Genomic DNA, 13,724 nt, shown 5'->3' on the forward strand with positions numbered 1-13,724 from the left:
CATACCTTCTAGTGCGGGTAATGAGCGGATATCACTTTGGTACTCACCATCTTTAAATTTCACTTTTACTTTAGAGCGATAAGTGAAGCTGATACGGTTATCTTCATCAAACTCATATAATAAACCGGCATTCCAGCCAAAGCCCCAAGCATCTCCTTTTAATTGTGCAAAACGATCACTTGGTGATAAGCCTGATAAATAACGGCCTAATTCCTGATATTTAGGATCTTGGGATAAGGCACCACCCAATAGTTTACCAGCTTCACCCACATGGCGAGTAATTTCAGCATCAGCATAGAGTGCATTTAAGCCTAAACCGACACTAAATTGTTTATTAACTCGATAACCTGCACTTAAATTTAAGTTCATGGTTTTTAAATCAGTTTTACCGCCAATTAAACCTGCTGGGTAATCTTTTTTAAAGTCGGTAGCTAAACCAAAGTTAGTAGTACCTGATGCACCAATTGCCCATTTATCGTTGATAGGCGCAACAAAGTGAATATTGGGGACTAAAGCACTTGGGGCGATATCGCCGGCATTAGTGCTGGCGCCAGAGAGTGGAGATTTACCTTTAATATCAACACTGGGATTAATATGGATAGCACCAACGGAAAACTCAGGACGATCAAACATGGTCAATACGGCAGGGTTTCGACTACCTACACTCGCATCATCTGCAATAACGCCTTCTCCTGAAAAAGCACGACCTAGTGCTGAAGTTGAATATTCATTTAACTGAAAACCGGCAGCGCTTGCATAAGAGGAAAGTGTTCCTACAATGGCAGCGAGAGCTGTGCGAGTAAACAGGTTTTTACGGTTCATGACCTAAACCCTCATAATTTTTTAAATAAGTAACTTCTGATTAGAAGCGCTGGATTTTAGGTGCGGTTGTCGTTATGACAAATCAGACCAGTTGCTTAAGTATAAAGATGAATAGTGGTAATGTTGCAAGTTTGTTTTATATATATTTCCATTTTGATTTAAAATTTGGGATTTGGTTAACATTAATTTTACATTAAATGCCAATAAAGATGGTTTTGTTTATTAAACAAACAGTAAAATCAATTTTTTTTGTAAAATTGTAGGTTAATTTGAGCTAACGCAGGTTATTTTATTTTTTTGCTATTATGATAGATAATTAACACTTCTTTTGTTGGGAGACTAAAATGGCAGACGCAATTAATCGTTGTAATGCAGAAGAAACAGCTGCTTGTTGTTGTGTTGATGTTGGTACTATTATCGACAACAAAAATTGTACCGCATCTTATCAGCACGTTTTTGCCGATAAGGCTCAAGCTGAAGCGATGTTAAATGAGCTAACAGCTAAAGCTAATGCCACTGCATCTGAACCTTGCCAAATTAAACATCAATTTGCTGATGTCGAAGGTGGCGTTCAATTAACCGCTGATTTTACTTTCTCTTGTGAAGCAGAAAATCTGATCTTCCAATTAGGATTACGTTAATCCTTTGAAATTAAACTTCTTCAAGGCTATTGAAATTCAGTAGCCTTTTTTATTTTTTATCATTATTTATCCCTTCCTTTTATTGTTTTCTTCGAGTTACAGCTAATTGAATGAAATAATGAGCGCTAACTCCCACTTCTTATAAAATGATGTTTCTGATAAGTGAAAATTTTGTTAACTCTATTAATCAGGTCAGACCTCTTTGGTGTTAGGAATTCATTTTGTCAGGAGTCGTTATGAAGTCATCAGCGAGCAGTACCATAAAAGATCGTGTTGCGATTGTCAGTGGATTGCGTCTCCCATTTGCTAAACAAGCAACCGCTTATCGGGGGATCCCTGCGGTTGAGCTGGGGCGCTCGGTTGTACAAGAATTAGTGATCCGTAATGAAATTCCTCCTGAAATTATTGATCAACTGGTGTTTGGTCAAGTAGTACAAATGCCTGCCGCACCGAATATTGCCCGCGAAATTGTACTTAGCGCAGGGCTAAGTGTAAAAACAGATGCTTATAGTGTAACCCGTGCTTGTGCAACGAGTTTTCAGGCTATTGCTAATGTGGCTGAAAGTATGTTGGCAGGTCATGTTTCAGTGGGTATTGCTGGTGGCGCAGATTCATCTTCTGTATTACCGATTGGCGTGAGTAAAAAATTAGCCGATGTTTTACTCAGTTTAAGTAAAGCGAAAACATTAGGGCAACGGCTTAGTTATTTAAGTCAACTACGCTTTGGTGATCTGCTACCCGTTGCACCCGCAGTGGCTGAGTATTCCACAGGTTTACGTATGGGGGATACTGCTGAGCAGATGGCTAAGACTTATCATATTTCAAGAGTTGCGCAAGATGAATTAGCTCATCGCTCCCATCAATTAGCGGCCAAAGCGTGGGAAATGGGAAAATTAAATGACGAAGTTATGACGGCATTTTTCCCACCTTATAAATCAGGTTTTCATCAAGATAATAATATCCGCAAAAATTCTGTACTTGATTCTTACGCAAAACTGAAGCCTGCCTTTGATAGGCGCCACGGTAGTGTGACAGCGGCTAATAGTACGCCCCTTACGGATGGTGCTGCTGCTGTGCTAATGATGAAAGAGTCTGTTGCCAAAAGTTTAGGCTATCAACCTTTAGGTTATCTGCGTAGCTATGCTTTTACCGCCATTGATGTCTGGAAAGATATGTTACTGGGGCCTTCTTATGCGACTCCGTTAGCACTATCAAGAGCCGGCCTTACTTTGAGTGATTTAACACTAATAGATATGCATGAAGCTTTCGCGGCTCAAACTTTGAGTAACTTAACCTTATTTGCAAGTGATAAATTTGCTCAAGAGCAACTTGGACTGTCAAAAGCAATAGGTGAAGTTGATATGGATAAATTCAATGTTCTTGGTGGCTCTATTGCTTATGGACACCCCTTTGCTGCAACAGGGGCGAGAATGGTGACTCAAACATTACATGAACTGAAACGCCGAGGTGGTGGCTTTGGTTTAACAACAGCTTGTGCTGCGGGCGGATTGGGTGCAGCGATGATTTTGGAGGTGGAATAATGGCGACTCAACAAAGGATACAAACCTCATCTGAGAAATCACCGGTATTCCAGTTTTCAGTGCGTCCCGATAAGGTCGGAATTATCACTATTAATGTTGTAGATGAAAAGGTCAATACACTGAAAGCTGCTTTTGTTGAACAGTTTCAAAATGTATTAAAACAGGCTCAGCAACATTCAGGTGTAAAAGGATTAATTATCACCTCAGGTAAACCTGATAATTTTATTGCTGGTGCTGATATATCAATGATTGCAGATTGCAAAACCAAAGAAGAGGCCACTGCATTAGCAAAAGCAGGACAAGATCTTTTTACTCAATTAGAAAATTATCCTTTGCCTGTCGCCGCAGCCATCAATGGCGCCTGTTTAGGTGGGGGATTAGAACTAGCATTAGCCTGCCATGGGCGAATTTGCTCCGATAACAGTAAAACACGTTTAGGCCTTCCGGAAGTTCAATTAGGATTACTACCAGGTTCGGGGGGAACCCAAAGATTACCACGTTTAATAGGGGTTACGACCGCCTTAGATATGATTTTAACTGGACGACAAATTAATGCCAAACGGGCTTTCAAGCTTGGCTTAGTTGATGACGTTGTACCACAAGCTATTTTATTAGATGTTGCAGCCCAATGGATTTTAATAGCTAAAAAAGCTGGTAAAAAACAGACTATTATGGAGCGTTTTTGGGCAAATACTACATTAGGAAGAAATATCCTCTTTGATCAAGCTAAAAAGCGCACTTTAGCTAAAACCAAAGGTCATTACCCAGCGGCAGAGCGTATTCTTCACGTTATTGAACGAGGCTTAGAGAAAGATATTCAAACAGGTTTTAAAGAAGAAGCTAATGCGTTTGGTGAATTAGCCATGACCCCGGTTTCATCTGCATTACGGCATCTCTTTTTTGCCTCAACAGCATTGAAAAATGAAACAGGATCATCTGCAAAGCCAGATAACTTACACCATATAGGTATTTTAGGTGGGGGATTAATGGGGGGCGGTATTGCTTTTGTGACAGCAACAAAAGGTAATTTACCCGTTAGAATTAAAGATATTAGTGATAAAGGTATTGCGCAGGCACTTAACTATAGTTGGAAAGCGTTATCAACTAAGGTCAAGAAAAAACGGCTCTCTGCTCGTGAACGCCAACGACAAATGGGGTTATTATCAGGGACATTGGATTATAGCGGTTTCCATCAAACAGACCTTATTGTCGAAGCTGTTTTTGAAGATTTGGCTTTAAAGCAAAAAATGGTGGCTGATATTGAAGCCTTAGGTGAAGGCAAGATCATCTTTGCTTCAAATACTTCTTCTCTTCCTATCCATAAAATTGCTGAAAAAGCACAATATCCAGAAAAAATAATTGGGCTGCACTATTTTAGTCCCGTTGAAAAAATGCCCTTAGTTGAAGTGATCCCTCATGAAAAAACGGATGCTAAGACAATCGCCACAACCGTTGCTTTTGCTAAAAAACAAGGCAAAGTTGCCATTGTGGTAGGAGATAAACCCGGTTTTTATGTCAATCGAATTCTCGCCCCTTATATTAGTGAAGCCTTAACCTGTTTGGTTGAAGGGGAAACGATAGAGAATATTGACAAAGCATTAGTTCAATTTGGCTTTCCAGTCGGCCCCATTCAACTTTTAGATGAAGTGGGAATTGATATTGGTACTAAAATAACGCCTATTTTAGTCAATGAGTTTGGTGAGCGTTTTGCATCTCCTCCCGCGGTGGATGCGATTATTGCGGATGACAGAAAAGGGCGTAAAAACGGTCGTGGTTTTTATCTCTATAATCAGCATACCTTACCTTTCTCTTTAGGAAAAAATAAAAAGCGTGCAGATCCGATGATTTATCGCTTATTACAGGTTAAACCTAAAAATCAGTTATCGGCTTCAGAAATAACCGAACGTTGTTTATTGCTTATGCTTAATGAAGCTGTTCGTTGTTTAGATGAAAACATTATTCAACAACCTAGGGATGGTGATATTGGTGCTGTTTTCGGTATTGGTTTTCCTCCCTTCTTTGGTGGACCATTCCGGTATATAGATAGTATGGGAACAACAAAAATAGTCGATAAGCTTAATCAATTAACTGAAAAATACGGTGAAAAGTTCCAGCCATGTGAGCGATTAGCGGCAATGGCCAAGTTAAATGAACGATTCTATAGCTAACTATCTATTCTATAATGCAATGAGTAGAAAGGATGATTAAGGCGCTTATGCGCCTTTTTTTGTACCTATATAATTGAGATGCAGTTCACTCATTGGGCGAGGGTTTACGGCGTTTTTCGCTAAATTAAGCTCTGATTAAACAAGGTGTTATTATTAATGAAAAATCGGCTCATAAATATTAATGATAGCTGAGTGAAAAGTGTTTTTGGGGGATAATAAACGCCAATGGTATATTCTAAAGACAGTTTGTTTTAATAAGAGATTAAATATAATTTTTTGGTGTTAAAATATACCAAATAGAGCAAATTTACTGGATAAAATAGCGTATTATTTGTTAGGGGCTTTTGGTCAAAATTAGATATTTGTTATTCTTACTTGCTTTATGTATTGATCCCCTTAGAAATGAAAACAACAAAATAGGTTTATATTGATTATGCAAATTTTTATTATGCGCCACGGTGAGGCTACTTTTGATGCGCCTAGTGATGCACTACGATCTTTAACAGAGCGTGGTGAATATGAATCATTAACCATGGCGAATTGGATGACACAGCAAGAGCATAGTATTGATTATGTTTTAGTCAGTCCTTATTTGCGGGCACAACAAACACTGAATGTTGTGCAACAAGGCTTAGTATTACCCGCTAAGATAGAAACCGATGAAGGGCTTATTCCTGGGGGCAATCCTGATCATATTGCTCATTATTTAAGGGCATTAGGGGAAGTGGGATATCACAATATTCTAGTTATATCACATCTACCTTTAGTGGGGTATGTCGTGGCAGAGCTTTGTCCAACAGTGAGTGCACCGATGTTTTCAACCTCAACGATTGCTTGTGTTGATTTTGATTTATCAACAGGCTCGGGGAAATTGCTGTGGCAAGTCTCCCCAGCAAACTTAAAACAAATTACCGGATAAAGTCTATATGTTATTTATATTGTTCTGATTTATTCGGTGATGTTAACGACGCGCAATATCATCATTTTCGACTAACAGCAATAGTGCAGCATCTCCTCCCCACTCTTTTGGTGCTTGATGAAAAGCAATAATATCAGGGTGTTGAGCTAACCAAAGAGGGGTTTGCTGTTTTAAAATATGTTTACCATGCCCATGCATAATACAGGCACAATACACATGCTCTCTTCTACAGGCCGCGATTAAAGCACCAATTTCTTGTTTGGCGATTAATTGTGTTAATCCATGTAAATCTAAAAAAAACTCTGGTACATAATCACCACGACGCAATTTTTTTAGCTCGTACGCATTTGCCCCTTCTCTTAAATAACGCATCGGGCCTTCTGTTGCCAAGTTAGGTTGAAACTCATCGGAGAAATAGTAAGAAGCATCTATTTGCTCTTGCTGTAATCGCTCTGTTGGATAATGAGTCACTTTTTTTCGCGGTGTTTGGTGGCGTATTTTATCTTGTGGGAGCTTTTTGGTGCCTTTTATCATCTCCTGAAATAATTCTATTTCTGAAGGAGGTAATATGAATTTTTTGTTCATTTTTAGCGTTCTTCATCATTGCTATCATCTATATCTATAAATAATAGTACCTTAAATATAAGGGGAGATAAAAAACTATTGTTAAATAGATGAAACAAAAAAGGCAGGGGGGATCCCTGCCAAAATAGTCACATAGCTAGCAAATAGATTAATTAGTGCCCTGATGTTTCTGCACGTCGACAAGCTTCAAATAAGAACCAAGTACGACGCTCTGTTTCATCGATCCAATTTTCAATTAAGCTTGCGGTAGAGATATCGTTATTTTCATCACAGACAACATGTGCTTTTCTCAGTTCTGCTGCAAGTAATTGATTATCTTGACATAGCTCAGCTAACATATCTAAAGGCTCAACAAATTCAGCATCATTATCTTTAATACGTTGCATTTTTGAGATCTGGCCTATAGAGCGTAATGTCATGCCACCAATTTTACGTACACGCTCGGCAATAGGATCTGTCATGGCAAAGAGCTGATCACCTTGTTCATCTAACATTAGATGATAGTCACGAAAATGAGGACCGCTCACATGCCAGTGGAAGTTCTTTGTTTTTAGATATAAAGCAAACACATCCGCAAGAATAGCATTCATCGCTGCACTCACTTCTTTTGTTGCTTTAGGTGCTAAATCTGTAGGGGTAGATAGAGGACGGGTTTGGAGTTTATGTGCATCATTAACTTCAGCAGGGGTTAGTTTTTTACTGCTCATTTTCATCTCCTAATAAATCGAAAAAGTATTATTGAGAGAACAACATCGTAAACAGAACAACCAATTGCAGAACAAGATGTTATTGATATTACTGACTGTTCAGTTCAATAATAAATCACATGTAAATAAGTATGGATCGATTTCTTATAATTACTAGTTAAAGTGATAAATATAATTATTTGTTCTGGTTTTTTGTTTTTTGTTAGTTGATTGTATGGTTCTTGTGTGATTGATTTGGTTTATCTGGCTAATATTGAATTTGTTTCGTAATAAAGATAAAACGAGATGAATTTAATAATATTGTCTTTTTTTATTATCTAACGCTGATTTATCACGATCTTCATGGCAAACTACAGACTTTCTATTTCGTCAGATCCGTCAGAGGACAACAGTTTTGGATATCACAGCAAAAGAAGAAGCCGTAGCTGATTTAAGCACGATCTTAGATATGTTACGTTGGGCTATGAGTCAGTTTAATTCATCAGATATTTATTATGGTCATGGTACGGATAACGCATGGGATGAAGCGTTACAGCTTGTTCTACCTACACTGGCTCTTCCTTTAGATATTCCTGATGCTCTTTTATCAACCAAACTTACAACCTCTGAAAAAATGGAAATCATTCAACTTATTGAGGTTCGTATTGAACAAAAAATTCCTGTGCCTTATTTAACGCATCGAGCGTGGTTTTGTGGACATGAATTTTATGTTGATGAACGTGTTTTGATCCCTCGTTCTCCCATAGGTGAATTGATTAATAACCATTTTGCTGGACTGATTGGGCAAGAGCCAACCCGTATCCTTGATTTATGTACTGGCAGTGGATGTATTGCTATTGCTTGTGCCCATGAATTTCAAGAAGCAGAAGTCGATGCAGTCGATATTTCAGCAGATGCGTTAGAAGTTGCCGAGTTTAATATTGAAAATCATGGTTTAATTCATCGTGTTTATCCAATGCAATCTGATCTCTTTGAGGCAATTGTTCCTACACCATACGATATTATCGTGACGAATCCACCTTACGTTGATGCTGAAGATATGGGTGACTTGCCTGATGAATACCATATCGAACCCGAACTTGCATTGGCTTCTGGTGTGGATGGCTTAGATATCACCAGACAAATTTTACTAAAAGCACCTGATTATTTAAGCGAAAAAGGCATTCTTGTCTGTGAAGTCGGTAATAGCATGGTGCATCTTATCGAACAATTTCCTGAAGTTCCTTTTACTTGGCTTGAGTTTGAAAAGGGAGGTATTGGCGTCTTTATGTTAACGCGTGAGCAACTTGTCGAATTTTCAGATAGCTTTGCTAGCGATAAACGTTGATGTCAATGTGATGAAACGGTAGATTGTTATGGTTGCAAATAACATATTAATAACATCACACAGTCAGTCATAAGATAGGAATTGAGGGATGGCGGGAAACAGTATCGGGCAATTATTTAGAGTAACCACTTTTGGTGAGTCTCATGGCACAGCGTTAGGTTGCATTGTGGATGGTGTTCCTCCCGGACTACCTTTAACGCAAGCGGATCTACAAGTTGATTTAGATAGACGTAAACCGGGAACTTCACGTTATACCACACAACGCAGAGAGCCTGATCAAGTGCGTATTTTATCGGGTGTTTTTAATGGTGTAACAACGGGAACCAGTATTGGTTTATTAATAGAAAATACGGATCAGCGCTCTCAAGATTATAGCGAAATTAAAGATGTATTCCGCCCAGGGCATGCAGACTACACCTATGAACAGAAATATGGTTTACGTGATTATCGTGGCGGGGGGCGCTCTTCTGCTCGAGAAACCGCCATGCGTGTCGCAGCGGGTGCTATTGCCAAAAAATACCTTAAACAAAAATTTGGTATTGAAGTAAAAGGTTACTTATCTCAATTAGGGCCGATTAGTTGTGAGTTAGTTGATTGGTCAATTGTAGAAACCAACCCATTCTTTTGCCCAGATCCTTCTCGCCTAGATGCCCTTGATGAATATATGCGAGCGCTAAAAAAAGAGGGTAATTCTATAGGTGCCAAAGTTACCGTGGTTGCAGAAGGTGTACCTGCAGGATTAGGTGAACCCGTTTTTGATAGGCTTGATGCCGATTTGGCTCATGCGTTAATGAGCATCAACGCAGTAAAAGGCGTTGAAATCGGAGATGGTTTTGATGTGGTGACCTTAAAAGGGACTGAAAACCGCGATGAAATTACCAAAGAAGGTTTTAGCAGTAATCACGCGGGAGGGGTATTAGGTGGCATTAGTAGTGGTCAACCTATTATTGCACATATTGCTTTAAAGCCGACTTCAAGTATTACTATTGCTGGTAAGACGCTTAATCGACAAGGTGAAGAAGTCGATATGATCACCAAAGGGCGACATGATCCGTGTGTCGGTATCCGAGCTGTTCCTATTGCAGAAGCTATGATGGCTATTGTGTTACTTGATCATGCGTTACGTCAACGGGGTCAATGTGGTGATGTTATTCCTCCATTAATGCAATGGTGATCTTAGCTTACATCAATAATACAGCGAATAATCTGTAGTAAGTTTGCTATGAGTTTTTAAAGGTGTGAGCGCCTTATTATTCTATGCTCAGATAGTGTTACTGTTTTTATTTAAAATAATCAAATAAAGCAGTAACACACGCCCCCTCATTTCTGATAATTCGGATAGATAAATGGATTGGCTATTTTCAGATGGCATCTACCTTCTACTCTTTTTTGTTGCTGTATTAGCAGGCTTTATTGACTCTATTGCTGGCGGTGGTGGGTTGATCACTATTCCTGCCTTGCTCTCTGCGGGAATATCACCCGTACAAGCGCTGGCAACAAATAAGCTTCAATCAGTGGGCGGTTCTTTTTCAGCCACACTCTATTTTATTCGTCGTCGCGTCATTGATTTAAAAGCACAGCGCTTTGCCATTTTTATGACTTTTATTGGTGCTGTTTCTGGTGCGATGTTAGTACAATTTATTAATCCTGAATTACTAAAACAAGCGCTACCTGTTCTCACTATCGCAATCGGTCTCTATTTTTTATTAACACCATCTATCGGGGCTAAGGATAGTAAGCAACGTCTTGGTTATTATACTTTCGGGGCTATTATTGGCGGTGGTATTGGCTTTTATGATGGTGTTTTTGGTCCTGGAACGGGATCTTTTTTCGCTTTAGGTTATGTCATGTTACTTGGTTATAATCTCTCAAAGGCGACGGCACATGCTAAATTACTCAATTTCACCTCTAATTTTGGCTCTTTGCTATTTTTTATTCTTGGTGGACAGGTAATTTGGACCATAGGTTTAGTTATGTTATGCGGGCAGTTTATTGGTGCTCGCTTAGGTGCAGGGTTGGTGTTAACCAAAGGACAAAAATTAATTAGACCAATGCTGGTCATTATCTCCTTTTTGATGAGCATCAAACTCATTCATGACAATCATGGAGATACTATTGCACTTTGGTTTTCTGCACTTTTTAATTAGGAAAGATAATTTTTAAATGTCAGCACATCATTATCAGCAGTTAATTGATATTTTTAATCAATGTTTTAGCGATAGTTACCAAACACGTTTAGTTAAAGGTGATAACGAGCCAATTTATTTGCCTAAGAGTGAAGAGATACCTTATCACCAAATCATTTTCGCACATGGATTTTACGCGAGTGCATTACATGAAATATCGCATTGGTGTATTGCTGGGGATGCGCGTCGTCAGCAGGTTGATTATGGTTATTGGTATTGTCCTGATGGGCGAGATCAAGTGACTCAAGAGCAGTTTGAACGAGTTGAAATCAAGCCTCAAGCTCTTGACTGGTTATTCTGCCAAGCAGCCAATTATCCATTTAACGTGAGTTGCGATAATTTAGACGGGGATTTTGAGCCAGATCGTTACCAGTTTAGAAACAAGGTGAGAGAGCAAGTATTAGCTTATTTGCGCGATAAAAATATCCCGCCACGTGCACAGCTATTTATTAATGCGTTACATTTGTTTTACAATACACCTGAGTTAACGCCGGAACAATTTCCTTATCAGGAAAATCCCCTCGTTAATTAAGGATGACGAGATAAACTATCCTCGTCTATCCACTGTGCAGGTTTTAGTAAACCAATAAAGCCTGAGGTAATAAGGTTGCTATTGAAACATCGAGTGACTTAAATCTGATAGCAACATTATATATTGAGGATAAATAATGCTTTCTGAGTATGAAACGTACTTATTAGATAAAATTGATAGCCGTGTTGAACATGCTACGGATGATGAATTATTTGCTGGTGGATATTTACAAGGCCATATCACTTTAGCAATTGCGGAGCTTGAGCAAGAAAACAATACGCAATTATCAGCATTAAAATCCCGTGTAGAAGAGAGCATTCAAAAAGCTATCAAAGCAGGAGAGCTTTCTCCTCCTGATCAAATATTGGTTTTATCGACGTGGCATGATTTAGTTAACTCGATTAATTAGTATAAATAACCTATATTGAGAACAACCGATACTATCGGTTGTTTTTCTTTGATTGCTAACGATTAACCACATCGAAAACCTTGTTTAAGACAGTTGAGCTTGAAAAAGAAAGGATTTTATACAAAAATTCTCCTTACTATTTATCAATTGTTTTTATTTGATTTTTCAAAGTCGATGTCTCTTTCATTGATTAAAGCATAATAGTGCTATCTTTTGTTACTCCTTGCCATTTCTGCCAAATTACTTTTAAATGTTTTTTAGGAATGTTTCTCGGGATGCAAATGATTTGCATAAAATATTTATGATAAGGATAACAATACGATGAAAAATTTCTTTAAAATAAGCCTTATTGCTAGCACGGTATTGGTTTTATCTGCCTGTGATCAACTTGATTTAGATAATAAAAAAGATAAGTTTTATTACAGTAATCCCAGTGAAAAAAGTATGAGCTTTGTTGTTGATGATAAAACATATCAGGTTGAGCCGGGTAAAAGTGGTTATTTAACACTCTCACCGGGCGAACATAGTTTACAAGATAGTGCAGGTAATAAATCCACTTTTATGGTGTATGAAAACAACAATGGTGGAATTTTAAATCCTGATAATTTTATGTATTACCGTTTATCTGAAGTCTATGCTGTACAAGGTAAGGGAGATCGCTTTAAACCAACAGAATATAAAGTGGTTATTAATGGCTATCAGTTAGAAATGCCATTACAAAGCACGAATGCTACCTTGATTGATGGTAATGTATTTAAATGTACTTATACGTTAGGTGAACCTTTCCCTAGTGAAATTAAAAGCCATAATAAAAACGAAATGGGGAACATCAAAACCAAATGTTTTGATAAACCTGAATTAATCCAATATATTATGACTGACTATGGTCAAGATCTAAAACCGCTTTCCCCTCAAGATGAGTATAACGATACTGTTAATCTAGCGTTAGACTACAGTTTACCTCAACCACAATTTACTGATCCTGATATTCAAGCAGAGGCAGAAAATTGGGTTGCCTTGCTTGATCAAATTAAAGAAAGTAATGATCCTAATATCCATAAACAGCTTAAAACACCATTACATGAAGCAATAAATAAGTTATCAAAAGCCGATAGTGAAAGAGCAGTAAAAAACTCTGTTGAAGATAATAAATACTATAATTCTTTTATTCACCAAGCGAGCCAATATCAATCTTATGGGATCTTACCTAGAGATTAAATTTTTGGTAGAACGGATAAAAAGCCATCCTTATGGATGGTTTTTTTATAGGTAATTGATACTCTTAATAAGCAAATAGCAAGTTATAAAAGAGATTATTTATGACCAACGCATCAAATAAAATCGCCACTCACGAGATCACTATTCGGCCAACTCAATTGGCTGATGCTAACCAACTACCGAAGATTGAACAATCGGCAGGAAAGTTATTTAGTAGCATAAAAGAATTAAGTTGGATCAGCGAAAGTGGCGTACAAAGTGTTGAGGCGCATATTCAATTTATCCATCAACATGCTCACTGGGTTGCTGTTAATCATGACAATCATCCCGTTGGTTTTATCATGACGCAACAATTACCTGAATGTGTATTTATTCATGAGTTATCGGTAAGTCAAGATTGGCAAAATAAAGGGATTGGTAAATTGCTGATCCAGACAGTAAAAAATGAAGCTAAATTACAGCAAGTTAATGCGGTAACGTTAACGACTTTCCGCGATGTCCCTTGGAATGCCCCCTATTATCAGCGTTTAGGTTTCCATATCTTACTTGAGCATCAAATACCCTATTCTTTACAACAAATTTTAGATAATGAAGTAGAGCATGGGGGATTTGCGAGAGAAATGCGTTGTGCGATGAAGTGTGAAATTTAAATACTATAAAGATATTTAA

At 38.1% G+C, this 13,724-nt stretch carries 14 protein-coding genes; 11 read left to right on the forward strand and 3 right to left on the reverse strand.

Annotated elements, in window-relative coordinates:
• Window positions 1-822: outer membrane protein transport protein (locus GWI58_RS00005; protein WP_202608505.1), on the reverse strand; the 822-nt coding region annotated here is incomplete at its 3' end.
• Between the two features lie 344 nt (window positions 823-1,166).
• Here GWI58_RS00005 and GWI58_RS00010 point away from each other — a divergent pair.
• The 4 genes from GWI58_RS00010 to sixA all read left to right on the forward strand — a co-directional run bounded on the left by GWI58_RS00010 (window position 1,167) and on the right by sixA (window position 6,091).
• Window positions 1,167-1,463: a YfcZ/YiiS family protein gene (locus GWI58_RS00010; RefSeq protein ID WP_004243769.1), complete on the forward strand. Its 297-nt coding sequence runs from the start codon at window positions 1,167-1,169 to the stop codon at window positions 1,461-1,463.
• A gap of 236 nt (window positions 1,464-1,699) precedes the next feature.
• Window positions 1,700-3,004, forward strand: coding sequence for an acetyl-CoA C-acyltransferase FadI (fadI, locus tag GWI58_RS00015; RefSeq protein WP_161768785.1), 1,305 nt, complete (start codon window positions 1,700-1,702; stop codon window positions 3,002-3,004).
• Window positions 3,004-5,172, forward strand: a complete 2,169-nt coding sequence (gene fadJ, locus GWI58_RS00020) for a fatty acid oxidation complex subunit alpha FadJ (protein WP_161768786.1) — start codon at window positions 3,004-3,006, stop codon at window positions 5,170-5,172. The genes fadI and fadJ overlap by 1 nt, the downstream gene beginning before the upstream one ends.
• Before the next feature lie 433 nt (window positions 5,173-5,605).
• Window positions 5,606-6,091, forward strand: coding sequence for a phosphohistidine phosphatase SixA (gene sixA, locus GWI58_RS00025; protein ID WP_161768787.1), 486 nt, complete (start codon window positions 5,606-5,608; stop codon window positions 6,089-6,091).
• Window positions 6,092-6,133: 42 nt separating this feature from the next.
• Here the strand turns inward: sixA and smrB are convergent, their stop codons facing one another.
• Together smrB and GWI58_RS00035 are read right to left on the reverse strand one after the other, a co-directional pair.
• A complete protein-coding gene (smrB, locus tag GWI58_RS00030) occupies window positions 6,134-6,676 on the reverse strand; it encodes an endonuclease SmrB (RefSeq protein ID WP_004243759.1) in 543 nt (180 codons plus the stop codon).
• Between the two features lie 152 nt (window positions 6,677-6,828).
• Window positions 6,829-7,383 (reverse strand): Dps family protein, encoded by a 555-nt coding sequence (locus tag GWI58_RS00035; RefSeq protein WP_004250672.1) that lies wholly within the window; start codon window positions 7,381-7,383, stop codon window positions 6,829-6,831.
• A 448-nt stretch (window positions 7,384-7,831) separates the two neighbouring features.
• Between GWI58_RS00035 and prmB the strand changes: the two genes are divergently transcribed.
• From prmB to GWI58_RS00070, 7 genes are all read left to right on the forward strand, one after another.
• Window positions 7,832-8,710 (forward strand): 50S ribosomal protein L3 N(5)-glutamine methyltransferase, encoded by an 879-nt coding sequence (gene prmB, locus GWI58_RS00040; protein ID WP_046334445.1) that lies wholly within the window; start codon window positions 7,832-7,834, stop codon window positions 8,708-8,710.
• Between the two features lie 88 nt (window positions 8,711-8,798).
• Window positions 8,799-9,884: a chorismate synthase gene (gene aroC, locus GWI58_RS00045; RefSeq protein ID WP_004243753.1), complete on the forward strand. Its 1,086-nt coding sequence runs from the start codon at window positions 8,799-8,801 to the stop codon at window positions 9,882-9,884.
• A gap of 172 nt (window positions 9,885-10,056) precedes the next feature.
• Window positions 10,057-10,857 carry a sulfite exporter TauE/SafE family protein gene (locus GWI58_RS00050; RefSeq protein ID WP_049203525.1) on the forward strand — a complete coding sequence of 267 codons (801 nt, stop codon included), beginning with the start codon at window positions 10,057-10,059 and terminating at the stop codon, window positions 10,855-10,857.
• 16 nt (window positions 10,858-10,873) lie between these two features.
• Entirely contained in the window at window positions 10,874-11,428 is a 555-nt protein-coding gene (locus tag GWI58_RS00055) for an elongation factor P hydroxylase (protein ID WP_004243749.1), read from the forward strand.
• 136 nt (window positions 11,429-11,564) lie between these two features.
• A complete protein-coding gene (locus tag GWI58_RS00060; protein ID WP_004243748.1) occupies window positions 11,565-11,837 on the forward strand; it encodes a YfcL family protein in 273 nt (90 codons plus the stop codon).
• 321 nt (window positions 11,838-12,158) lie between these two features.
• Window positions 12,159-13,055, forward strand: a complete 897-nt coding sequence (locus tag GWI58_RS00065; protein WP_004243747.1) for a hypothetical protein — start codon at window positions 12,159-12,161, stop codon at window positions 13,053-13,055.
• Window positions 13,056-13,156: 101 nt separating this feature from the next.
• Window positions 13,157-13,705, forward strand: coding sequence for a GNAT family N-acetyltransferase (locus GWI58_RS00070; protein WP_161768788.1), 549 nt, complete (start codon window positions 13,157-13,159; stop codon window positions 13,703-13,705).
• Window positions 13,706-13,724: the final 19 nt, after the last annotated feature.

The sequence above is a fragment of the Proteus sp. G2674 genome (genome assembly GCF_009915195.1).
GTDB classification, from domain to species: domain Bacteria; phylum Pseudomonadota; class Gammaproteobacteria; order Enterobacterales; family Enterobacteriaceae; genus Proteus; species Proteus mirabilis.

What these genes read in the sequence shown, in the direction of transcription:
- prmB (WP_046334445.1), top strand. Translation starts at nt 7,832, where the DNA reads ATGTTACGTTGGGCTATGAGTCAGTTTAATTCATCAGATATTTATTAT.
- fadI (WP_161768785.1), top strand. Translation starts at nt 1,700, where the DNA reads ATGAAGTCATCAGCGAGCAGTACCATAAAAGATCGTGTTGCGATTGTC.
- fadJ (WP_161768786.1), top strand. Translation starts at nt 3,004, where the DNA reads ATGGCGACTCAACAAAGGATACAAACCTCATCTGAGAAATCACCGGTA.
- GWI58_RS00060 (WP_004243748.1), top strand. Translation starts at nt 11,565, where the DNA reads ATGCTTTCTGAGTATGAAACGTACTTATTAGATAAAATTGATAGCCGT.
- GWI58_RS00050 (WP_049203525.1), top strand. Translation starts at nt 10,057, where the DNA reads ATGGATTGGCTATTTTCAGATGGCATCTACCTTCTACTCTTTTTTGTT.
- GWI58_RS00010 (WP_004243769.1), top strand. Translation starts at nt 1,167, where the DNA reads ATGGCAGACGCAATTAATCGTTGTAATGCAGAAGAAACAGCTGCTTGT.
- GWI58_RS00055 (WP_004243749.1), top strand. Translation starts at nt 10,874, where the DNA reads ATGTCAGCACATCATTATCAGCAGTTAATTGATATTTTTAATCAATGT.
- GWI58_RS00035 (WP_004250672.1), bottom strand. Translation starts at nt 7,383, where the DNA reads ATGAGCAGTAAAAAACTAACCCCTGCTGAAGTTAATGATGCACATAAA.
- GWI58_RS00065 (WP_004243747.1), top strand. Translation starts at nt 12,159, where the DNA reads ATGAAAAATTTCTTTAAAATAAGCCTTATTGCTAGCACGGTATTGGTT.
- GWI58_RS00070 (WP_161768788.1), top strand. Translation starts at nt 13,157, where the DNA reads ATGACCAACGCATCAAATAAAATCGCCACTCACGAGATCACTATTCGG.
- smrB (WP_004243759.1), bottom strand. Translation starts at nt 6,676, where the DNA reads ATGAACAAAAAATTCATATTACCTCCTTCAGAAATAGAATTATTTCAG.
- aroC (WP_004243753.1), top strand. Translation starts at nt 8,799, where the DNA reads ATGGCGGGAAACAGTATCGGGCAATTATTTAGAGTAACCACTTTTGGT.
- sixA (WP_161768787.1), top strand. Translation starts at nt 5,606, where the DNA reads ATGCAAATTTTTATTATGCGCCACGGTGAGGCTACTTTTGATGCGCCT.